Here is a 21,883-nt window from a genome sequence, read left to right as displayed (position 1 = left end):
GTCATAGGCTGGGCCGGTTCCAAGGGAGGTTGTCACCGCAGCACATTCGGGGGGATCCGGGATGGGTAGAAGTGGCACGGACCAGCAGAGCCGGCGGGTGCCGATGACCCGTGGCCTGGGATTGCGCTTTGCGTTGTTGACGGGCATGGCGATCGGGTTGGTCGCGCTGTCCGCGTTGATCCAGGAACTGCAGGCGGCCTCGACGGCCTGGATTGCCGGCCAGGGCTACTGGTCGCGAGGGCAGCAGGATGCGACCGCTGCGCTGAGCCGCTACCTGGCGCGTGGCGATGCGCAGGACCTGGATGACGCGCGCCAGGCCCTGCGGATTCCGTTGGGGGATCTGCAGGCCCGGCTGGCGCTGGAACAGGCGGTACCGGACGAGGAGAAGGCCCGGCAGGGTTTCCTGCAGGGCGGCAACGCGCGCGCCGATATTCCGCGCCTGGTGTTCTCGTTCCGCTACGCCCGTGACCTGGGAGCATTCCGCGAAGCCACTGCACTGTGGCGGCAGACCGATGGTGATCTGGAGGCTGTGCAGGCCCTGGTCGCCGAGCTGCAACGGAGGCATGCGGCAGGTGAACTGCCCGTGGCCGACCGCAATCGCTACCTGCAGCAGCTGCGGGATCTCGACCGCCGCCTGCAGGTGCAGGCCCAGGCGTTCTCGCAGGCGGTGCTGAGGATGGCCACCATGGTCCGGATCGCCACGCTGATGGTTGGCGGCCTGTCGGTGCTGGTGATCAGCCTGATGGCAGTGGCGCTGGCGCGTCGTGTCGGCAAGGATCTGACCGAGCACGAGAGCCGCTTCCGCGCGGCGTTCTACCAGGCCAATGTCGGCATGCTGAAGCTCGACACCGATGGCCGCGTGGTCGAGGCCAACCAGGCGATGGCGGATATCCTCGACTACCGGCGCGATGTGCTGCTGCAGATGCTGCTGGGTGACCTGCTGATGGAGGGGGAACTGGTCCTCGACGGTGTCGGCCGCATCGACTGGGACCGGCAGCTGCGGCCGAGCGAGCTGCGTTTCCGCCGGCGCGATGGCAGCCTCGTCTGGGGACGCTGGAGCGGTACCGCGGTTCGCAGCTCGGGCGGAGGATTGTCGGTGTTCGCGATCATCGAGGATGTCAGCCAGAACCATGCACTGGCGCGCGAGATCGAGCATCACGCCAGCCACGATCCGCTGACCGGCCTGATCAACCGCCGCGAGATCGAACGCCTGCTGGAGCGCGCGCTGCTGCAGGTCCGGACGGACGGTGGTACGCATGCGCTGTGCTACATCAACCTGGACCACTTCAAGCTGGTCAACGACAGCTTCGGTCATGCCGCCGGCGACCAGATGCTGCGCGGTTTCGCCGACTATCTGGTGGCGGCGGTGCGTGATGGCGATTGGGTCGGCCGCCTGGGGGCCGATGAGTTCGCGGTGTTTCTCGCCCACGCCGGCCAGGATGAAGCCAAGCGGGTACTGCAGCGGGTGATCCGCAACCTGGGCCAGGCCACGTTCCCGATCAGCGAGGGCAGCCCGCAGTTGAGCTGCAGCATCGGCGTGGTCGAGGTCAGTGCCGAGGCGCCGGACGCGAACTGGCTGATGAGCGCTGCCGACAGCGCCTGCTATGCCGCCAAGCAGGCCGGTCGCAACCGCGTGCACTGCTTCAACGAGAACCGCATGGCGCTGGAGGAGCGGCGGCAGGAGGCCGAGCGTCTGCAGGGTGTCAGCCTGGCCATGGCGGAGAATCGCATGCTGCTGTACGCGCAGCGCATCGCCCGCGTGGGCGATCCGTCCTACCTGCATTACGAGGTGCTGGTGCGCATGCGTGGTACCGATGGCAGCCTGCATCTGCCCGGTCAGTTCATGCCGGCGGTGGAGCGATACGGCATGGCGGTGGCGCTGGATCGGCACGTGCTCGGGCTGTTGTTCCGCCACCTGCAGGTCTGCCCGGCACACGTGCGCCAGCTGGGCCTGTGCAACGTCAACGTTTCGGCGCAGTCGATCGCCGAGCCGGGATTCCTCGCCTTCGTCTGCGACCTGCTCGAGCGCAACCGCGCGCTGGCCTCGAAACTGTGTTTCGAGATCACCGAGACCGCGGCGATCAGCAACCTCAGCCAGGCACGCGCTTTCATCGATGCGGTCAAGGCGCGTGGCTGCCGGATGGCACTGGATGACTTCGGCTCCGGCCTGTCCTCGTTCGGCTATCTGCGCCAGCTGCCTGCGGACATCCTGAAGATCGACGGCACCTTCGTGCGTGACATGGACACCGACCCGGTCAGCCACGCTACGGTGCGGGCGATCAGCGAGCTCGGGCGGGAACTGCAGATGGAGGTGGTGGCCGAATGGGTGGAAACCGCCGAGGTGGCTGGCGCACTGACCCGGCTCGGCGTGCAGGGCCTGCAGGGCTACGCGATCGAGCGGCCGCAGCCGCTGGAACGGATGACCCTGAGTGACCTGAGGCCGGTCCGCCTGGTGGCGGTGAAGGGGCCTCCGGCCGCTGGCTGAACGGCGCACGGCGACTTTGGTCTACACATGCGCGGCGTGCCCGGCTGCGATAATGCGCGCCAGGGGCGACGCGCAGTGGGCGCGGACGTAAGCAGGAACAGGATGTGGCGTGGGCGTCAGGCAGTGGCGGTACGAAACAGGGACGCTGCTGGTCGTCCTGCTGATGGGAGTGTTGCTTCCCGGTCTGGTGCACGCGCGCCTGGCCGAGGCCGGCCGGGATTTCCTGCTGGTTGGCGCACCGACGGACGAACCGACACCCCATCGTGGCTGTACGCCCGCGATGCTGGCCGGGCCGCGCGAGCAGGTAGAGGTACCGGCGCCGCCCGGGGGCTGGTCGGGGCAACCCCAGGCGCTGGATGTGTTCAACGTGTTCGCTGGCGAAGTCCGCGTACAGCATGGTGACCGCGAGATCTGCGGCAACATGCACGATGCGCGCACCCGTGATTCGCGCTTCCGCGCCGGCATCGGCCTGGTGGCGGTGCCAGCGGCAGGCAGCCATGAGCCGTTCCTGGTGTCGTGGCAGGCGCCGCTGAAAGCGCGCTGGGTGCCAACCTTGCGGCTGGGGGCGCCCAGTCCGGTCCAGCAGAACGATACCGCCCGCCTGCTGGTGCGCGCGGCCTGCATCGCGGTGGCGATCGCGCTGGCGCTGTCGGCATTGATGGCCTACCTGACCACCCGTGACCGCAGCTTCCTGGTCTACATCGGCGCGACGATCGTGGTGGTGGTGTGGCAGGCGGTTCTTGGCGGCTTGAGCGGCTACCCCGAACCGTGGCTGCCGGTGGGCGAGCGCGGCGCATGGTGGCTGCTGGCGCTGACCGCCGCGACCCAGGCGCTGGTACTGCCCGCTCTGTGGCGCCTCAACGGCGGGGACCGCTTGCTGCCGCGCTCGCGGCCGGCACAGCAGGCTGTGCTGTGGGGCCTGATGGGACTGGCCGCGCTGGTGCCGTGGCTGCGCTGGGACACCCTGGCGCTGGTCGCGCAGAGCCTGCAGCTGACCTTCATCCTCGGTTGCCTGTTGTCACTGGCCGCTGGCATGCGTGCCTGGTTGCGCGGTGACTGCTGGGCGTTGGCGGGCCTGGCGGCGCTGGTGCCACTGCTGGTGATGATCGCAGCCGATGCCAGCAGTGCGGGGTGGCTGCTGGAGTACCGGGTGGAAGCACTGCAGCTGTCGGTGACCTGGCTGCTGATGATGGCCGCCTATGCCATGAACCAGCGGCTGGGCCGGCTGCGCCAGCAGCGCGATGAACTGCGCCAGCTGGCCGAAACCGATGGCCTGACCGGGCTGCCCAACCGCCGGGCCGGCCTGCAGCAGCTGGCCCGTCACCTGGCACAGGTCGACCGTGAGCGCGGCCCGCTGGTGATCGGCTTCCTCGACATCGACCTGTTCAAGGACATCAACGACCGCCATGGCCACGCGGTGGGCGACCAGGTGCTGGTGGCGGTAGCGCGTGCCCTGCGCACGGCAGTCCGCAGCCAGGACGAAGTGGTGCGGATGGGCGGCGAGGAGTTCCTGCTGCTGATGCCGGGCATGCCGCGCGAGGCGGCGTCGGCGCGCCTGGACCGCCTGCGCCAGCGCATCACCGAAGCCGGCCAGGCCCTGCAGGTGCCGGGCCTGGAAGTGACCGCCAGCATCGGACTGGCGCAGTGGCGGCCGGGTGAGGATGACCTGGCCGCGCTGCTGCGGCGGGCCGACCATGCCATGTACGTGGCCAAGCGGGCGGGTCGCAACCGGGTGTTCGACGGCGAAGAGCTCGATCCGCCGGCCCCGGCATGAAGCGCAGCGGGCGGCGATGCCGGATAATGGACCGATGACCACCCGACTCAACAAACATATCGCCGACACCGGCTTCTGCTCCCGCCGCGAGGCCGATCGCCTGATCGCCGCCCGCCGCGTCACCGTCAACGGCCACGCGGCCGGCACCGGTGCGGTGGTGGGCGAGGAAGACCAGGTGCTGGTCGACGGCCAGCCGCTGCGCGCGCGCGTGGCACGCAAGCCCGGCGCCCGCCGCCACGTCTACATCGCGCTGAACAAGCCGGTGGGCGTCACCTGCACCACCGAAACCTCGGTCAAGGGCAACATCGTCGACTTCGTCGGCCACGAACAGCGCATCTTCCCGATCGGGCGCCTGGACAAGGAGTCCGAGGGACTGATCCTGATGACCAGCAACGGCGACATCGTCAACCAGATCCTGCGTGCCGAGAACGGCCACCAGAAGGAGTACCTGGTGGCGGTGAACAAGCCGGTCACCGACGAGTTCCTGCGTGGCATGGCGCGCGGCGTGCGCATCCACGACCAGATGACGCTGCCGTGCAAGACCTCGCGCATCGCCAAGTTCGGATTCCGCATCACCCTGCAGCAGGGACTGAACCGGCAGATCCGCCTGATGGCCGCCGAATTCGGCTATCGCGTGACCCAGTTGCGCCGCGTGCGCATCGACAACATCAAGATCGGTGCGCTGAAGCCGGGCCAGTGGCGCAACCTGACCGAGCAGGAGCTGCAGGGCCTGCTGCCGAAGCAGCTGGACTGGTAACGCGCGGTAGTGCCGGCCGCTGGCCGGCTGCACCAGGCATCGAATGAGCGCGGGATGCCGGCCAGCGGCCGGCACTCCCCGTTGTGCGGATTGCGCACCGGCATCAGCTAGACTCCGCAGTGACCTGCCGGAACGTGACGCTGCATGATCAAGCCCGACAAGCCTGCCAACGAAGCCCTGCGGCTCGAGGCGCTGTACCGCTACCGGATCCTGGATTCGCAGCGTGAGAAATCCTTCGACGACCTGGTCGCGATCGCCAAGGCGGTCTGCGGTACCTCGATGGCGGCGGTGACCCTGATCGACGTCGAACGGCAGTGGTTCAAGTCGATCCAGGGCATCGACGCGGCGGAAAACCTGCGCAGCGAATCGATGTGTGGCCACGCCATCCTGCAGCCGCAGGAAATCATGGTGGTCGAGGACGCGTTGCAGGACATCCGCTTCCACGACAACCCGGTAGTGACCGGCGACCCGCACATCCGCTTCTACGCCGGTGCGCCATTGATCAGTTCCGATGGACTGCCTCTGGGCACGCTGTGCGTGTTCGATGCACATCCGCAGCACCTGCCCAGCGACAAGGCCGAGGCACTGGCCGCGCTGTCACGGCAGGTGATGCTGGTGATGGAGCTGCGCCGTTTCGCGCTCGACATCCAGAAGCACATGCTGGAGCGCGATGACTACGAGCGCCTGTTGGCGGAGTACCAGGACGTGCTGCTGGCGCAGAATGCCGACCTGGCCGAGCAGAGCCGCACCGATGCGCTGACCGGCCTGCCCAACCGCCGCGCAATGGCGGCGGCACTGGAAGAGGCGGTGGTGGAGATCGATGGGCAACCGGGCGTCGCCTGCGTTGCGTTGCTCGACATCGATCATTTCAAGCACATCAATGATTTCCAGGGCCACGCTACAGGCGACCGGGTGCTGGCCGAGCTGGGCGTGCTGCTGCGCTCGCACTTCGCCGGCCGCGGCATGGCTGCGCGCTACGGCGGCGAGGAGTTCGTGGCGGTAATGCCGGGCACCGACCTGCACACGGCCGAACTGCAATGCGAGTTCCTGCGCCTGGCCGTGGCTGACCTGCCGCTTGGATTCCCGGTCACGGTCAGCATCGGTGTTGCCCAGCACCAGCCAGGTGAAAGCGTGGATGACACGCTGGCACGTGCCGACAAGGCGCTGTACCGGGCCAAGGGCAATGGTCGCAACCGGGTGGAACGGGCGGGCTGAGACACCGGCGACTCGCGCGCTGAACGCATGCGACGTGTGGATGATTCGATGCCGTTCCAGTAGATCCACGCCATGCGTGGATGCTCTTCCCGATTCACGTCGCGTCGCAGCTCCTGCGATCAGAACCGGCCAGCATGACGTCCCTGTTCCCACGGACACAACCATGCTGCAGACCCTGGCCATCGCCCACTATCGCTCGCTGCACGGGCTGGTACTGCCGCTGCAGCAGTTGAATGTGGTGACCGGCGACAATGGCAGTGGCAAATCCAGCCTGTACCGCGCGCTGCGCCTGCTGGCGGAGACCGCGCAGGGCGGCGTCGCGGCGGTTCTGGCCCGCGAAGGTGGGCTCGGTTCGGCGCTGTGGGCGGGGCCGGAAAAAATGGACCGTCGGGTTGCTGCCGGTGAAATCCCCTTGCAGGGCGGCCCGCGTCAGGAATCGGTGGGGCTGAAGCTGGGCTTCACCACCGACGAGTTCGGCTATGCCATCGACCTGGGCTACCCACCGCCCAGCCGTTCGGCCTTCGCACTGGACCCGCAGATCAAGGCCGAGGCGATCTGGGCCGGGCCGTTCCTGCGCAGCGCCAACCTGCTGGTCGACCGACGTGGGGCAATGGTGCGGCAACGCCATGCGCGCGGTTGGGATCTGGTCGATGACCGGTTGTCGCTGTTCGACAGTCTGTTCACCCAGGTTGGCGATCCGCAGCGCATGCCGGAAACCATCGCCCTGCGCGAGTACATCCGTCGCTGGCGCTTCTACGACCATTTCCGCAGCGACGCCGATGCCCCGGCACGGCAACCGGCGATGGCCACGCGCACGCCGGTGTTGCATCACGACGGTCGCGATCTGGCGGCGGCCTGGGTGACCATCCTCGAGATCGGTGATCCGGGCGCACTGGCGCGCAGCGTGGAGGATGCGTTCCCGGGCGCCACGGTGGGGTTCGAGGAACTGGATGGCCGGCTGGCCCTGCGCTTCCACCAGCCGGGGCTGCTGCGGCCGTTGTCGATGGCCGAGCTGTCCGACGGCACGCTGCGCTTCCTGCTGCTGGCCGCGGCACTGCACACGCCGCGCCCGCCGCCGCTGCTGGTGCTCAACGAACCGGAGACCAGTCTGCATCCGGACCTGCTGCCGGCGCTGGCGCGGCTGATCATCGCGGCCAGTGCGCGCAGCCAGGTGTGGGTGGTCTCACACGCCAGCCGACTGATCGCAGCACTGGAGCAGGCGCCCGGCTGTCATTCGCTGCATCTGCACAAGGAACAGGGGCGCACGCTGTTGAGCGGGCAGGGCTTGCTGGATGCCCCGGCATGGCACTGGCCGCAGCGCTGACAAGGCGATTCGCACCCTGCGCGGATGCGCTCAATCGGCGATGTTGCGCGCCTCGGCCGTGCCAAGGATTTCCGGATGCTGCACCGGCTTGCGGCGGTTCAACAACGGATGCAGGAACACCGCGCCGACGATGATCGCCACGCCCAGGTAGAACCACGGGGTGACTTCGTGCTGCTCGCGCAGCAGCACCACCGCGAGCACCACCGCGTAGACCGGTTCCAGGTTGGTCACCAGCTGCACCGTGTAGGCGCTCAGGTGGCGTAGCGCGACCAGGGCCAGGGCGAACGGCAGCAGCGTGCAGAACCCGGCCAGTACCAGCAGCAGGATGCCGTCGTGCAGGTCCGGAACCACCCATAGCGGGCTGGCCAGCGCCGGCAGCAGGTAGGGCATCAGTGGCGCCAGCAGGGTCAGGGTGAGGGTGCCGGCGCCCAGCTCCAGTGCGGTGACCGTAAGCGGATCGGCGTGGCTGACCATGCGCTTGTTGAGCGAGCCGAACACCGCCACCAGCAACGCCGATATCGCGCCGATCAGTACACCCAGGCGCATGCCATCGGGCACGCCACCGACCACCAGTGCAACACCCGGCAGCACGGCCAGGCCGAAGGCGAGTTCACGCAGCTGGAACGGTCGCTTGGCTACCCACGGTTCGATGATCGAGGTGAATACCGGCGCCAGCGCGATGCAGGTGGCGGCCACCGAGGCGTTGGCCAGCTTCACCGCGCCGTAGAACGTCAGCCAGTGCAGGGCGACCAGCGCGCCGATGCCGGCGTAGCCCGCCACCAGGCGCAGTGGCAGGGTGCGCAATCCGCGCCAGACCCGCGGCAGCAGCGCCAACATTGCCGTTACCAGCAGCATGCGCCACCACACCAGCGGCAGCGCCGGCAGGGTGATCAACTTGCCGAGGATGGCGGTGACGCCCCACAGCAGGACACAGAAGTGGATCTGCCACAGCGCTTTGCGGGTGTCGGGTGTGCTCATCCGCCTATTGTGAGGCAAGGCGATGACCGCAGCGCTATCCGCGTGAGGAATTGCTGGCCCCATTTACCCGCCGCTGCAGGGCCATCGCCGCCGCCGGGTTGCGTGCCTTGCCCGCACCAATGCACAGCAGGTAGACCTCGCGCGGTTCTGACGGTGCCGGCGCGGCCTGGCAGGGCAGGTCGTCCACCGGCTCGCCGCGTGACCAGTGGAGCGCGCGTTCGGCCCAGCGCTGCTGCAGGGGTGCCGGCAGACCCTCGTTCAAGCGGGCCTGGCTGCGCTTGATCCTGGCGTAGACGAAGCCGGCACTGACATCGCCGTGTAGTGGCGCCTCGTCGCTGTCCTCGATCACCAGCGCCACGCCGTGTCGACGGGCGGCAGCAACCAGTGCCGGGCCATGTGCCTCGGCGTTGCGGACCTCCAGCGCATGCTGCAGCGTCACCCCTTCCAGTTGCTTCGGCAGCTGCGCCATCAGGGCACCCAATGCATCGGTATCGGCCGGATGGCGCGGATCGAACTGCCACAGCAACGGCCCGAGCCGGTCACCGAGTGCAATCGCCGCCTGCAGGAAGGGCGCGGCCGCTTCCACCGTGCTGGACAGGTCTCGGCGCTGTACCAGGTACCGTGGCGCCTTCATCGAAAACTGGAAGCCTTCCGGCGTCTGTGCGGCCCACTGCGCGCACTGCGCCGCGGTGGGCGTGCGGTAGAAGGTGCCGTTGATTTCGATGCAACGCAGGGCACGGCTGGCATGGGCCAGTTCTTCACGCTGCGGCAGGCCAACCGGGTAGAAAACGCCGCCGCGCCATTCGGGAAACACCCAGCCACCAATGCCGCAGCGGATCTCTGCCTGCCGGGCGGTCGCGGTCACTGGCCGTGGTCCGCGCGCCACGGGTCGTAGCTGCCGAACCACCACAGATAGCCTTCCGGGTCGGCGCAGGCGTAGCCGCGTCCGCCATAGTCCTGGTCGGCGATGTCGATGACAATGCGGGCACCGGCGGCCTTGGCCCGTGCATAGTGCGCATCGGCATCGGTGACGATCACGCAGGCGTTCTGGGTCTGGCGGCCGCCGACCTCATCAGGCATCGCCGCATGCTGGTTCCACTCGCTTTCCTTGTCGGCCGAGCCGAGCATGATCATGCCGGTGCCGAAGGTCAGCTGTGCATGGAACACCGTATCGCCATCGGCGTAGACGGCCTGGGCATGGAAGCCGAAGGCGCGCTGCAGCCAGTCGATGGCGGCCTGCGCGTCGCGATAGCGCAGGCATGGAATGATGGTGGAGCCGTTGCTCGGTTGGCCGTTCCCGCCCATGACACCCCTCCTATGGCACAGGGCAGGGTGCGCCGCAGACCGTTACCATCGCGCGAAACCCCGGTGACGGCCTGCACATGGCCGCCACCCCTGTTCGGAGATCGTGCTGGATGAAACCCTGGATTGGAGGAGCCGTGCTGCTGGCGTGCACGACCATGGCGAGTGCTGCCACCCCGGCGCAGCTGCAGGACCTGGATGCGACCGTCGAGCGCGTGCGCGCGCAGTTCGACGTGCCCGGCATTGCCGTGGCCGTGGTCAAGGATGGCGAGGTGGTGCTGGAACGCGGCTGGGGCGTGCGCGAGCAGGGCAAGCCGGAACCGGTGCAGGCCGATACGCTGTTCGCCATTGCTTCCAACACCAAAGCGTTCACCGCCACCTCACTGAACCTGCTGGCCGAGGACGGCAAACTGAAGATGGACGACAAGGTGATCGACCACCTGCCGTCGTTCCGCATGTCCGATCCGTTCGTGACCGGGCAGATGACGATCCGCGACCTGCTGTCGCATCGCAGCGGGCTGAGCCTGGGCGCAGGTGACCTGCTGTTCTGGCCGACCACCTCCTACAGCAATGCCGAAGTGGTGGAGCGGCTGGGCAAAGTGCCGCTGAAGGGCGGTTTCCGCGAGAGCTATGCGTACGACAACATCCTGTACGCGGTTGCCCAGCAGGTGATCGAGCATGTCTCCGGCATGAGCTACCAGCAGTTCCTGCAGACCCGCATCTTCGACAAGGTGGGCATGGCCGGCACACGCTACAACGCCGATCACCTGAAGCCGGGCGACAAGGCCGCGGTCGGCCACGCCAAGTACGATTTCAAGGACCTGCGTACCGTTGCACCGCTGACCTGGTCGAACAATGCCGGTGCCGGTGGCATCTATTCCAGTGCGCACGACATGGCGCGCTGGATGCAGGTGCAGCTGGACGAAGGCAAGCTGGCCGATGGCACTGCGCTGTTCAGCGACAAGAGCCAGCAGCATATGTGGCGGATGATCACGCCGCAGTCGATTCCGGCGCCGAGCGTGCCGGAGCTGGCGCCGGCGCGGGCCAACTTTGCCGGCTACGGCGAAGGCTGGAGCCTGAGTGACTACCGCGGCCGGAAACTGGTCTGGCATACCGGTGGCTGGCCGGGCATGGTCTCGCGTTTGACCCTGGTGCCAGGCGAGAAGCTGGGCGTGGTGGTGCTGACCAACCAGGAAGTAGGCGCGGCGTTCAACGCGATCACCCTGAGCGTGCTTGATGCTTACCTGGGCGGTGAGAAGCACGACTGGGTGGACGCCTATGCCAAGGCCGTGGCCAAGGGCCAGGACAAGGCCGACGAGGCCTGGGCCAAGCACCAGAGCGCGCGTGACAAGGGCAGCAAGCCATCGCTGGCACTGGCCGGCTACACCGGCACGTTCCGCGACCGCTGGTATGGCGACATGCAGGTCAGTGCCGAGGGCAAGGGCCTGCGCCTGCGCTTCATGAAGACCGCGCAGCTGAGCGGGCGCCTGGAGCATTGGCAGCATGACACCTTCATCGTGCGCTGGGACGACCGTTCGCTCAACGCCGACGCGTTCGTGAACTTCAGCCTGGATCCGGACGGCAAGGTGCGCGAGGTGCGCATGCAGTCGATCTCCGACCTGACCGATTTCAGCTTCGATTTCCAGGACCTGCTGTTCACCCCGGTGAAATGACGCCGCCGGGCGTGGCCCGGCGCTGCCGTTTGACGAATCCGAAGGGTAGTGCCGGCCGCTGGCCGGCAACCTCATGATCCCCGGATGCGTCGCAAGGGTGCCGGCCAGCGGCCGGCACTACCGGAACCGCGGTGATCATCGGCTGGCGTACACACGCGGCGTGGGATACTCCGCCGGCTATTGATGGCGAGGGAATGCGATGTTCCGTTGGTTTGAATCCCTGATTCCGGTGTTCCCACCCGTGGACGGGCGCATGCCGCCGCGCAAGGTGCTGCCGTTCTACCTGCACTACCTGCGCCCGGTGTGGCCGGTGCTGCTGGCCACCCTGATCGCCGGCCTGCTGCTGGCGCTGGTGGAAGTGGCGATGTTCGATTACCTGGGCCGCATCGTCGACATGGTCGCCGAGCAGCCGGGGGCCGATTTCTTCAAGCGCCATGCCAATGAGCTGGGCTGGATGCTGTTCATCACGGTCATCGCGCGGCCGATCCTGGTCGGCCTGCACAACCTGCTGGTCAACCAGGCCATCGTGCCTGGCCTGAGCAACCGCTCGCGCTGGCTGATGCACAACTACGTGGTGCGGCAGAGCCTGAACTTCTTCCAGAACGACTTCGCCGGCAGCGTGGCCAACCGGGTGATGCAGACCGGTACCTCGCTGCGCGAATCGGCAGTGCAGATGGTCGACTCGCTCTGGTACATCGTGGTCTACACCGGCACCGCGCTGTACCTGTTCGCGCAGGCCGACTGGCGGCTGATGGTGCCGTTGATCCTGTGGCTGCTGGCCTATGCAGTGATCCTGGCCTACTTCGTTCCGCGCGCGAAGGAACGCGCATGGATCGCCTCCGAAGCGCGTTCCAAGGCGATGGGCCGCATCGTTGATGGCTACACCAACATTCCCACGTTGAAGCTGTTCGCCCATGGCGGACGCGAGCAGGCCTATGTGGCCGAGTCGATCCAGGAACTGGCGGTCAAGCACCGTGCGCAGACCCGCATCACCACCGGCATGGACCTGACCATCGCCATCGTCAACGGTTTCCTGATTGCCGGTACCTGTGGGCTCGCGCTGTGGCTGTGGAACGGTGGCCACATCACTGTTGGCGCGATCACGCTGGCGACCGGCCTGGTGATCCGCATCCACAACATGTCCGGCTGGATCATGTGGACCATCAACGGCATCTTCGAGGACATCGGCACGGTGCAGGACGGCATCACCACCATCGCCCAGCCGCTGACCGTGCAGGACCGCGAGGATGCGGTGCCGTTGCAGGTGACCCGTGGTGGCGTGCACTTCCAGGACATCCACTTCCACTACGGCAAGAAGGGCGGTGTGATTGCCGGCCTGGACCTGGTGGTGAAGCCGGGCGAGAAGATCGGCCTGGTCGGCCCGTCCGGTGCCGGCAAGTCGACCCTGGTCAACGTGCTGCTGCGCCTGTACGACCTGGAAAGCGGCCGCATCCTGATCGACGATCAGGACATCGCCCATGTCACCCAGGAGAGCCTGCGCCAGCAGATCGGCGTGGTCACCCAGGACACCTCGCTGCTGCATCGCTCGATCCGCGACAACCTGCTGTATGGCCGCCCCGATGCCACTGACGAGCAGCTGCATGCCGCCGTGGCCAAGGCGCGCGCCGCAGCCTTCATCGATACGCTGGTGGACGGGCAGGGCCGGCGTGGCTACGACGCGCACGTGGGCGAGCGCGGCGTGAAGCTGTCCGGTGGTCAGCGCCAGCGCATCGCCATCGCCCGCGTGCTGCTGAAGGACGCACCGATCCTGGTGCTGGATGAGGCGACCTCGGCACTGGACTCGGAAGTGGAAGCGGCGATCCAGGACAGCCTGGACCAGCTGATGGGCGGCAAGACGGTGATCGCGATCGCGCACCGGCTGTCGACCATCGCACGCATGGACCGGCTGGTGGTGATGGACCAGGGCCGCATTGTCGAGACCGGCACCCATGCCGAGCTCATTGCGGCCGGTGGCCTGTACGCGCGCTTGTGGGCGCGGCAGACCGGTGGTTTTGTGGCTGCAGACCAGTAGACCAGTAGACCCACGCCATGCGTGGATGCATTCCTTGGGGTCGGAGGCCCGCATGATTCGTTCTCTACGCCCCCTGCTGCTGGCGCTGGTGCTGGCACTGGTCGCCACTGCCGCAGCCGCTGCATCGCCATCAGTGGAAGGCGAAGCCCTCGAGCAGGTCATCCTTCTCAGCCGCCACAACCTGCGCGCACCGGTGGTGGCATCGGGCGCGTTGGCCAATGCGACTCCGGAGCGCTGGCCGAGCTGGGACGTAGGCGCCGGCGAGCTGACCACCAAGGGCGGCGTGCTGGAGGTCTACATGGGCCGTTACATCGGCCAGTGGCTGCGGCAGGCAAAGTTGCTGCCGGCAACGGGCTGCCCGCAGCCGAGCGACTTCCACGCCCATGCCAACAGCCTGCAGCGCACCCAGGCGACCGCACAGTTCTTCGTTGCAGGTGCCTTCCCGGGCTGCCACGTTGCGATCGAGCAGCGCATGCCGCTGGGCACGATGGATCCCTTGTTCAATCCGGTGATCCACAACAGAGACACGCTCTTCCGCGAGCGTGCGCTGTCGGCGATGCAACAGGCGCAGGCCGCATCGGATCTGGCACCGGCGCTGGCGGCGGTGGAGGCGATCACCCGCTACCCGCAGTCGGCTGCGTGCGCAGGCCGCAGCGAATGCCACCTGACGCCGGCCGATTCCATTTTCAGCGCAGAGCCGGGCAAAGAACCGCGTACTTCCGGTTCGCTGGCCCTGGCCAGCGGGTTGGTCGATGCCTTGTTGATGGAGCACTACCAGGGAAGTGGCATCCCCCGCGAAGGGTGGGGCCGATTGAACACGGAGGCCAAATGGCAGGCGCTGGCGCAGATCCGCAACCGCTACCAGGACATCCTGTTCGGAACACCCGAGGTGGCGCGGGACGTGGCCGCGCCGCTTTTGGCAAGAATAAACGGGCTGTTCGAAGATCCGGCGTCACCGAAGGTGAGCCTGCTGGTCGGCCACGATTCCAACATCGGTTCCGTGCTGGCGGCGCTGGGAATCACGGACTACACGTTGCCGGGCCAGTATGAGAAGACACCGATCGGCGGCCTGCTGCAGTTTGAACGCTGGCGTGATCGTGGGGCCGGCGAAGTGCGTTTCCGCCTGGCCTACGTCTACCCGACCACCGCGCAACTGCGAGATGCGCTGCCGTTGAGCGATGCACAGCCACCCGGTCGGGTGGAGCTCGCGCTTCCCGGGTGTGGGCAGAATGGATGCAGTGACGTGCAGTTCGAGCGCCTGCTGCATCGCGCGCTGAATTGAATGCCATCCACGCATGGCGTGGATCTACTGGCAGGCGGGTAGTAGATCCACGCCATGCGTGGATGGGTCCACCCCGGGACGCCGAACAGAAAACGGCCCGGGTTTCCCCGGGCCGTTCTGTTTCCGCTCACACCGGCGCGATCACTCGATCGGCTGGTCCAGCATCAGCTGGCGTGCGAAACGCACCGGCGGCGCGCCGTAGGACAGCATCTGGTCGTGATAGGCCTTGAGGTTGAACTTGTCGCCCAGCTTGTCCTGCATCGCCTTGCGGGTGTCGAAGTGTTCCTGCGCACCGACGAAGTAGGTCGGCAGCTGTGCCGAGGTCAGCTGCGCGCGCACCCACTTGCCGGCGGCTTCGCTCTCCTGCTGGAAGGCATCATGGGTCATCAGGTGCATCGCCTTTTCGCGATCCCAGTTGTCCACGTGCACGCCCTGGTCGAGGATCGCGTTGGAGATCGTGCGCAGGTAGAACTTCAGCTGCACCAGGTGGAACAGCGGGTCGTTGTTGAGGTAACCCTGCTCCTGCATCATCCGCTCGGTGTAGACCGCCCAGCCTTCGGCGAACAGGCCCGAACGCAGCACCGCACGCAGGGTGGAGGGGAACTTGGCCGAGTGCCAGCCTTCCAGGTAATGGCCCGGAGTACCTTCGTGGATGCTCAGCAGGTGGATCATGCGCGAGTTGTACTCACGCAGGAACGAGTCGACCTGCTTGTCGTTCCAGTCGTCCGGAATCGGCGACACGGCGTAGAAGGTCTTCAGGTTCTTGTCCAGCGGGCCCGGCGAATCGCAGTAGGCCACGGCCACGCCACGCTGGAATTCCGGCATCAGGATGATGTCCACCGGCGCGTCGGGCAGGGTCATCAGATCGTGCTCGCGCACGAATGCGGTGGACTGCTCCAGTGCGGCCTTGGCATCGTCGACGACCTTGTCGCGTGCCGGCTTGTCGGCGTAGGCCAGCTCCAGCGCGGCCTCGATCGCCTTCTGCTGCTGCTCGTCGGTCGGCTGTGCCGGCATCTCCGGTGCGCCCGGCTTGTCCTTCAGCACGGTCTGCGCGATGCCGTACATGTCTTCGCGCACGCGCTTGAGTTCGGCGCGTGCTCGCTCACCGATCTCCTGGCGCGACAGCGACGAGTTCAGCGCGAACTTCAGCTTCTGGTCGTACTTTTCCGCACCGATGCGGAAGTCGCCCTTGGCGTTCGGCACCAGGGTCTTGTCCAGCCAGGTCTGCTGTTCGTCCACGGCCTTCTTCAGGCCGTCGATGGCGGCCTGCAGGCGCTGCTGGTCGGCCTGCGGCAGTTCACCGATGTGCGGGGTGATGAAGGTATCGACGATGCTGAGGATGCCCTTGTTCTGCTTGGCCACCGTCTCGGCATGGATCTTCGGCACGCGGGCCGGATCCAGGTTCTCGCGTGCCTGGGCGAAGATCGCCGGCAGCTTTTCCATACGCGCGGTGGCCGACTTCAGGCGCTCCGGCAGCGGCGCGAACTCGCGGGCCATCAGGCCGTAGATCGCGCTGCCGGCAATGCCGTTGTACAGCTGCGGGTCCCACTTGCCGGACTGCATGACCTCGGCATTCCAGATCTCGGACTGCAGCTGGTTGCGCAGGATCGCCGCGTCCACCTGGTTCTCGCGGCCCAGCTTGGCCACCTCGATCTTGTCCAGCTCGCCCAGCAGCGCCTTGTAGGCGGCCAGGGTCTTCTGCTGGCCGGCGGTGCTCAGGTCGTCGATCTCGCTGTCGTAGCGGTGGTCACCGATCTGGGTGGCGCTGACCGGCGAGAGCTGCATCCAGGTGTCCAGGGCGCGCTTGGACAGGTCGGCGAAGGCGGCATCAACCGCCGCGTCACCGGCCTGCTGGTTGGCGGCCGGGGTGGAAGCGTTGGTCGGGGCGTCGGCCGGCTGGCAACCGGCAAGGGCGGCGACCAGGGCGAAGGCAAGAAGATGCGGGCGCATCGGCGTTCCTGTACAGGGTCAAACCCCGAGCATAGGGCCCCGGGGCTGCTTTGTCCCCGTGCCATAGGATTACCATGGGCACTGACAAGGACCCTCCAGCGGAGCACAGGACATGGAATACCAGGGAAGCTGCCATTGCGGCAGGATCGCATTCACCGTACAGGCCGAGGCGCCGATCAGCGACGTCATCGACTGCAACTGCTCGATGTGCCGCCGTCGCGGCAGCCTGCTGTGGTTTGCCCCGCGCGAGGCGTTTCAGCTGAGCACCAATCCGGCGGACGTGGCCACCTACCACTTCAACAAGGCCCACATCGATCATCACCACTGCCGCGAGTGCGGCGTTGCCCCCTACAGCGAAGCGGTGGATCCGCGCACCGGCACGCCGATGGTGGCGGTGAACGTGCGCTGCGTACCGCAGGTGGACCTGGCCACGCTGGCGGTGATGTCCTACGACGGAGCGGCACTGTGACGCCGCTGCGCGCGTGGACGCGTGTGGTGGCAATGCCGGTGCTGCTGCTGGCGCTGGCGGCCTGTGCCAAGAACGGCGAGAGGGCGCAGGAGGCGGGTGCGGCCGCTGCCGATGCTGCTGTCGCTTCGCCGGAAGGTGCGTTCCTGGCCTACGAGCATGACGTGCAGATCCAGCTGGAAGCGGCGCAGATCGCTGTGCGCATCCAGCAGGTGGCGCAGGCCTGCCAGAGTGCGAAGTTCGGTGATTGCGCGGTGCTGCAGGTCGACCAGCGCAGTGGCGAGCAGCCCAGCGGTGAGGTCAAGGTACGAATCGCGCCGAAGGGCACCGAGCCGTTGATCGCTCTGGCCGGTGAGGGGGGCACGCTGCAGTCGCGCAATACGCGCGCCGAGGACCTGGCGCAGGAGGTAGCAGACACCGCACTGACCAAGGCGCGGCTGGAGAAGGAACATGCGCGGCTGCTGTCCTACCAGGACCGCAAGGACCTGAAGATCGAGGACCTGATGGCGATCACCACGCGCCTGTCGGAGATCGAAGCGGGCGTCGAACAGGCCAACAAGGATTCGGCGCAGCAACGCCGGCGCATCGATACCCAGCTGGTCACGATGCACTTCGATACCACCTCGGGCCAGCGCAGCCGCAGCGAGATTGGCGAGGCGCTGAGCGAATCGGGCAGCATCCTCAGTACCAGCGTTGCGTTCCTGATCCGCGCCGCGGCCGCGCTGCTGCCGGTGGCGGTGCTGGCCCTGATCGCGGCCTGGGGTGTGCGGGCGTGGTGGCGTCGCCGCCGCCGCAGGCTGCCGCCCAGCCTCTGAGGTGAAGGTTGATGCCGGCAACCCGCCGGCATCAGCCCTCGTCGGTCTCGTACTCGACGAACACGTCCAGCTCCAGTGCCAGTTCCTGCACGGCATCGCGCACCTTCTGCGCGGTGCTTTCATTGCCGACTTCCACTTCCAGTTCGTGGATGCCCGGGCCGATGTCATCGGACAGCCCGGCCGAACTGGAATCGTCGTCGTCCATGTGCGGCATCAGGTCGTCGGTTTCCTCGACATGTTCGATGCCGTCCAGGCCGAGCAGCAGGTCGCTGATGGCACGGGCGTCGTCTTCGGTTCCGGTGATGCGCAGTCGCAGCATGGCCATGGCGTCGATACGGTGTGGGGTTGCCTGCAGCCTAGCCAGCGTGAAGCAAAGAACGGGTGAGGGCGCAGTCAGGCGCGTGTGGCCGGGCGCCCGAGCAGGCTTTCCGGCAACGCGGGAATCGGCGTGCGTTCGTCCTGCGCCTGCTCCAGCAACCAGTCAATGAACAGGCGCGCGGCGTGGCTCGGCGGTTGCCCTTCGGCGTGCACCACGTGATACGCATAGCGCGCTTTCAGTGCCGGGCCGGGCAGGCGTACCACTTCGTAGCGCTGCAGGTAGGGCTGCGCGATGTGGGTACGTGCCAGCACCGCGCCCATGCCGTACACCGCGGCACGCATCGCATCGGTACTGTCGGCGAAGGTGTGCATCGGCGGCAGTGGCGAGGGTGGGCGCACGCCGGCATGGCGGAACCAGTCACGCCAGCCCTGCGGCGACAGATCGGTCAGCAGCGGCAGGTCGGCGATGCGCGCCGGATCGACCAGCGTTTCAACCCCGGCCAGCGCCGGCGAGGCCACTGGGAACAGGTAGTCATCCATCAGGTGCTGTGCACGCAGGCCCGGCCACTGGCCCAGGCCATAGCGGATGCCGACTTCCGGGCCGTTGTCGTCGTAGCGATCCAGCCCGCTGCCCGTGTGCAGTTCGATGCGGATGTGCGGATAGGCCTGGGTGAAGCGTGGCAGCCGTGGCAGCAGCCAGCAGTAGGACAGCGAGCGCAGCGTGGTGATCCGCAGCGGCACGCTGTCGGCATCCGGCTGCAGGTGATGGGCGACGGCCGCGACATCGGAGAAGGCGGCGCTGGCGGCGTCGGCCAGCTGCCGGCCCTCGGCAGTCAGGCGCACGCCGCGGGCGTGGCGCAGGAACAGCCGGGTTTCCAGCACCTCCTCCAGCCGGCGCACATGGTGGCTGACCGCGCTGGCGGTCAGGTGCAGCTCCTGGGCGGCCTGGGCGAAGTTCTGGTGGCGCGCGGCGACCGCGAACACGGCCAGTGCGGGGAGCAGGGAAGGGCGTAGCTGCATGTCGAGCCTCAAACCATATTTGTGGCTGGCAGCGATACTACGCGCTTGTGCGGCGGGCGTCTGCGCTCGATCCTATCTGCCTTGGCGAGGAACAGACGATGGACGGAGGCAGGGCATGAATGCGGTCCCACAGGCGGCCGAGCGCGACTGGCGCACGCCGCTGGAATTGACCCTGCTGGGCGCCATCTGGGGCTGCTCGTTCCTGTTCATGCGGGTGGCGGTGCCGTCGTTCGGCCCGTTCGCGCTGGTCGAGGTGCGGCTGGTGCTGGGCGCGCTGGTGCTGCTGCCGTTCCTGTGGCGCGCCCGCGCGCAGTTCCCGCCGCGGCGCTGGCTGTGGCTGGCACCGATCGGCCTGATCAACTCGGCGCTGCCGTTCGTGCTGTTCGCCTATGCCGCCGAACAGGCACCGGCCGCGATCGGTGCGATCTGCAATGCGATGACCGTGCTGTTCGCCGCGCTGATCGCCTTCCTGTTCTTCGGCGAGAAGATCGGCATGCGCCGTGCGGGCGCGCTGCTGGTCGGCTTCGCCGGCGTGGTGGTGCTGGCCACGGCCAAGGTCTCCGGCCTGAGCATCGGCACCGCGGTGCTGGCCGGTGCGGCGGCTTCGTTGCTGTACGGCCTGGGCGTGAACCTGGTGAAGCGGCACATGACCGGCCTGCCGTCGGCGGCCGCGGCGGCGGCAACGCTGTCGTGTGCCTCGCTGTGGATGCTGCCGATGGCGGTCAGCCATTGGCCGCAGGCGGCGATTCCGGCCAAGGCCTGGGGCGCAGCGATCGCGCTTGGCGTGGCCTGCACCGGGCTGGCGTTCCTGATGTTCTATCGTTTGATCGGCCGTATCGGCCCGTCGCGTGCGTCGACCGTGACCTATCTGATTCCGCTGTTCGGCGCGGCGTTCGCGTGGTTGTTCCTGGGTGAGCCGGTGACGCTGCAGATGCTGATTGCGGGTGCGTTGATTCTGGGTAGTGTGGCGGTGAGTCAGAAGGGCTGATGCGTTGGCGTTTTGCGCGTGGCGCGTGCTGAAGGTGCTTCATTGTTCATGGGCGTTACTTTTCTTTGTACGCAAAGAAAAGTAACCAAAAGAAACGTTCCGCCGGTCACGAGCCGATGCGCGTTGCGCATCGGTGCCCTGCGCTCCTCGGCCCGTCGAGGGACGGCGCGGGAACTCGCTGCGCTCAGACACCCGCGCCTCTTCGCCCTCGCCGGACCTGCGGTGCTCGGCTCGCTCAAGGCGGATCCAGATCAAAGGCCACAGCTGCACCCAGTAGATCCACGCCATGCGTGGATGCTTTTGCGGTTGATCTTTACCTTCCAGTCCGCCTTGAGCGAGCCGAGCATCGCAGGGGAATCAGGGGCGAAGAGGCGCCGATGTTTGAGCGCAGCGAGTTCGGCGCCGTCCCCTGATTCACCGAGAAGCGCAGGGGACCGGCGTGCGAAGCACGGCGGCTCGCGACCTGGCGGCGCGTTTCTTTTGGTTACTTTTCTTTTCGCGCGAAAAGAAAAGTAACGCCCATGAACGATGAAGCACCTTCAGCACGCGCCACGCGCAGAACCTGCGACGGCGTTACTTCACCGGTACCGGAATATTGCAAAGATCGATATGCCCCGCCGGGCGCTTGTAGAAATCATCCACGCGATTCCGCCGCGCTTCCACCGTATCGGCGAAGGTCTTCGAATCGGTGCGCAGCACCTGGATCGGCGTGCGCTCGGCTGCCGGCACGTCGCTGGCACGACGGATCGACACGATCGGCGTACGCAGCTTCGGGTCGGTGTAGAAGCCCATCGGCGCCGGGCCGCGCGGGGTCGCGCTGAGCAGCTCCATGCCCTTCAGCACGCGGCCGACCAGGGTGATGTTGCGGTCCAGCTGGCGCGGCGACTGGCCGGTCACCACGTACAGTTCGGCACCGATGCTGCTGTCTTCCTCGTTGCTGCGGCCAGCGCCGAGCATGCCGTAGCAATGCGCCAGCCAGGCCTTGCCGGCCTGCGGGTCCTGGCCGACCGGGAAGCCGTCGACGAAACCGGTCTGCGCGGCCCAGCCATCGCGGTCCGGCAGCACGCTGACCTTCAGGCCGGCACTGGCACGTTCGAACTCGGCCGGCAGCTTGCGCGCGGCGCTGCCGAACGGCTTGGCCTTGGCGGCGTCATCGGCGTCGGCATCGCCGAACTGCACCACGAAGTTGTCCTGCGAGCGGTAGATGCTGGTGCCGTCCCAGAAGTGCTCGTGGGCGAAGGTCTGGATGTTGGCGACATGGCGCGGAGCGAACTGCGGTGCCAGTTCGATGATCACCCGCCCGGCCGGCAGGTCCATGTACAGCAGGTTGGCGGGGTCGGGCGTGCGCCAGTCGCTGGCCGCCGAAGCATCAAGAATCTGCTGCGGGCTGCGGTAGGGCGTGGCCGAACTGGCCAGGGCGGGCAGCAGGCAGGACAGGGCGAGGGCGGTCAGGGCAAGGCGACGGCGGTGCGGCATGGGAACCCCGGAACATGAACGAGGCTTC

At 67.2% G+C, this 21,883-nt stretch carries 19 protein-coding genes; 11 read left to right on the top strand and 8 right to left on the bottom strand.

Annotated features, from left to right (window positions below; all coding sequences use genetic code 11):
* Positions 1 to 61: 61 nt before the first annotated feature.
* The 5 genes from QRO95_RS09445 (at position 62) to QRO95_RS09425 (ending at position 7,555) form a co-directional block, all read left to right on the top strand.
* Positions 62 to 2,485 (top strand): bifunctional diguanylate cyclase/phosphodiesterase, encoded by a 2,424-nt coding sequence (locus QRO95_RS09445; protein ID WP_285302403.1) that lies wholly within the window; start codon positions 62 to 64, stop codon positions 2,483 to 2,485.
* 109 nt (positions 2,486 to 2,594) lie between these two features.
* Positions 2,595 to 4,259 (top strand): sensor domain-containing diguanylate cyclase, encoded by a 1,665-nt coding sequence (locus QRO95_RS09440; protein ID WP_285302402.1) that lies wholly within the window; start codon positions 2,595 to 2,597, stop codon positions 4,257 to 4,259.
* 34 nt (positions 4,260 to 4,293) lie between these two features.
* Positions 4,294 to 5,016, top strand: coding sequence for a pseudouridine synthase (locus tag QRO95_RS09435; protein WP_049424580.1), 723 nt, complete (start codon positions 4,294 to 4,296; stop codon positions 5,014 to 5,016).
* A gap of 144 nt (positions 5,017 to 5,160) precedes the next feature.
* The gene (locus tag QRO95_RS09430; RefSeq protein ID WP_285302399.1) at positions 5,161 to 6,231 is read left to right on the top strand and encodes a sensor domain-containing diguanylate cyclase; all 1,071 of its coding nucleotides are present in this window, start codon (positions 5,161 to 5,163) and stop codon (positions 6,229 to 6,231) included.
* A gap of 163 nt (positions 6,232 to 6,394) precedes the next feature.
* Complete coding sequence (locus QRO95_RS09425) at positions 6,395 to 7,555, top strand: AAA family ATPase (protein WP_032128350.1); 1,161 nt, start codon at positions 6,395 to 6,397, stop codon at positions 7,553 to 7,555.
* 30 nt (positions 7,556 to 7,585) lie between these two features.
* Here QRO95_RS09425 and QRO95_RS09420 read toward each other — a convergent pair whose 3' ends face one another.
* The 3 genes from QRO95_RS09420 to QRO95_RS09410 are packed head-to-tail and all read right to left on the bottom strand — an operon-like array spanning position 7,586 to position 9,838.
* Positions 7,586 to 8,533 carry a DMT family transporter gene (locus tag QRO95_RS09420; protein ID WP_032128349.1) on the bottom strand — a complete coding sequence of 316 codons (948 nt, stop codon included), beginning with the start codon at positions 8,531 to 8,533 and terminating at the stop codon, positions 7,586 to 7,588.
* Positions 8,534 to 8,567: 34 nt separating this feature from the next.
* Complete coding sequence (locus QRO95_RS09415; RefSeq protein WP_285302398.1) at positions 8,568 to 9,398, bottom strand: DUF72 domain-containing protein; 831 nt, start codon at positions 9,396 to 9,398, stop codon at positions 8,568 to 8,570.
* A complete protein-coding gene (locus QRO95_RS09410) occupies positions 9,395 to 9,838 on the bottom strand; it encodes a VOC family protein (RefSeq protein WP_032128347.1) in 444 nt (147 codons plus the stop codon). The genes QRO95_RS09415 and QRO95_RS09410 overlap by 4 nt, the downstream gene beginning before the upstream one ends.
* Before the next feature lie 110 nt (positions 9,839 to 9,948).
* On the opposite strand from QRO95_RS09410, the gene QRO95_RS09405 reads away from it, so the two are divergent.
* The 3 genes from QRO95_RS09405 to agp all read left to right on the top strand — a co-directional run bounded on the left by QRO95_RS09405 (position 9,949) and on the right by agp (position 14,822).
* Positions 9,949 to 11,508, top strand: coding sequence for a serine hydrolase (locus QRO95_RS09405; protein WP_285302395.1), 1,560 nt, complete (start codon positions 9,949 to 9,951; stop codon positions 11,506 to 11,508).
* 199 nt (positions 11,509 to 11,707) lie between these two features.
* Positions 11,708 to 13,540, top strand: coding sequence for a multidrug efflux ABC transporter SmrA (smrA, locus tag QRO95_RS09400; protein WP_180844846.1), 1,833 nt, complete (start codon positions 11,708 to 11,710; stop codon positions 13,538 to 13,540).
* Positions 13,541 to 13,592: 52 nt separating this feature from the next.
* Positions 13,593 to 14,822: a bifunctional glucose-1-phosphatase/inositol phosphatase gene (agp, locus tag QRO95_RS09395; RefSeq protein WP_285302392.1), complete on the top strand. Its 1,230-nt coding sequence runs from the start codon at positions 13,593 to 13,595 to the stop codon at positions 14,820 to 14,822.
* A gap of 141 nt (positions 14,823 to 14,963) precedes the next feature.
* Here the strand turns inward: agp and QRO95_RS09390 are convergent, their stop codons facing one another.
* Positions 14,964 to 16,772: a DUF885 domain-containing protein gene (locus QRO95_RS09390; protein ID WP_285302390.1), complete on the bottom strand. Its 1,809-nt coding sequence runs from the start codon at positions 16,770 to 16,772 to the stop codon at positions 14,964 to 14,966.
* 112 nt (positions 16,773 to 16,884) lie between these two features.
* Between QRO95_RS09390 and QRO95_RS09385 the strand changes: the two genes are divergently transcribed.
* Together QRO95_RS09385 and QRO95_RS09380 are read left to right on the top strand one after the other, a co-directional pair.
* Positions 16,885 to 17,241, top strand: a complete 357-nt coding sequence (locus QRO95_RS09385; RefSeq protein ID WP_046983156.1) for a GFA family protein — start codon at positions 16,885 to 16,887, stop codon at positions 17,239 to 17,241.
* A gap of 32 nt (positions 17,242 to 17,273) precedes the next feature.
* Positions 17,274 to 18,053, top strand: a complete 780-nt coding sequence (locus QRO95_RS09380; protein ID WP_285302408.1) for a DUF4349 domain-containing protein — start codon at positions 17,274 to 17,276, stop codon at positions 18,051 to 18,053.
* 31 nt (positions 18,054 to 18,084) lie between these two features.
* On the opposite strand, the gene QRO95_RS09375 is transcribed toward QRO95_RS09380, so the two are convergent.
* Both QRO95_RS09375 and QRO95_RS09370 read right to left on the bottom strand, forming a co-directional pair.
* Positions 18,085 to 18,378: a hypothetical protein gene (locus QRO95_RS09375; protein ID WP_005415831.1), complete on the bottom strand. Its 294-nt coding sequence runs from the start codon at positions 18,376 to 18,378 to the stop codon at positions 18,085 to 18,087.
* A gap of 68 nt (positions 18,379 to 18,446) precedes the next feature.
* Complete coding sequence (locus QRO95_RS09370; RefSeq protein ID WP_285302385.1) at positions 18,447 to 19,391, bottom strand: LysR substrate-binding domain-containing protein; 945 nt, start codon at positions 19,389 to 19,391, stop codon at positions 18,447 to 18,449.
* A 115-nt stretch (positions 19,392 to 19,506) separates the two neighbouring features.
* Here QRO95_RS09370 and QRO95_RS09365 point away from each other — a divergent pair, with 115 nt between their 5' ends.
* The gene (locus tag QRO95_RS09365) at positions 19,507 to 20,379 is read left to right on the top strand and encodes a DMT family transporter (protein ID WP_032128339.1); all 873 of its coding nucleotides are present in this window, start codon (positions 19,507 to 19,509) and stop codon (positions 20,377 to 20,379) included.
* Between the two features lie 39 nt (positions 20,380 to 20,418).
* On the opposite strand, the gene QRO95_RS09360 is transcribed toward QRO95_RS09365, so the two are convergent.
* Together QRO95_RS09360 and QRO95_RS09355 are read right to left on the bottom strand one after the other, a co-directional pair.
* Positions 20,419 to 20,667, bottom strand: a complete 249-nt coding sequence (locus QRO95_RS09360; protein WP_285302382.1) for a hypothetical protein — start codon at positions 20,665 to 20,667, stop codon at positions 20,419 to 20,421.
* Positions 20,668 to 20,952: 285 nt separating this feature from the next.
* On the bottom strand, positions 20,953 to 21,855 hold the full coding sequence (locus QRO95_RS09355; protein WP_285302380.1) for a peptidylprolyl isomerase: 903 nt from the start codon (positions 21,853 to 21,855) through the stop codon (positions 20,953 to 20,955).
* Positions 21,856 to 21,883: the final 28 nt, after the last annotated feature.

It is taken from the genome of Stenotrophomonas maltophilia group sp. Smal13 (genome assembly GCF_030236855.1).
Taxonomy (GTDB): domain Bacteria; phylum Pseudomonadota; class Gammaproteobacteria; order Xanthomonadales; family Xanthomonadaceae; genus Stenotrophomonas; species Stenotrophomonas maltophilia_A.
This window is presented reverse-complemented; position numbering and strand designations above follow the sequence as displayed.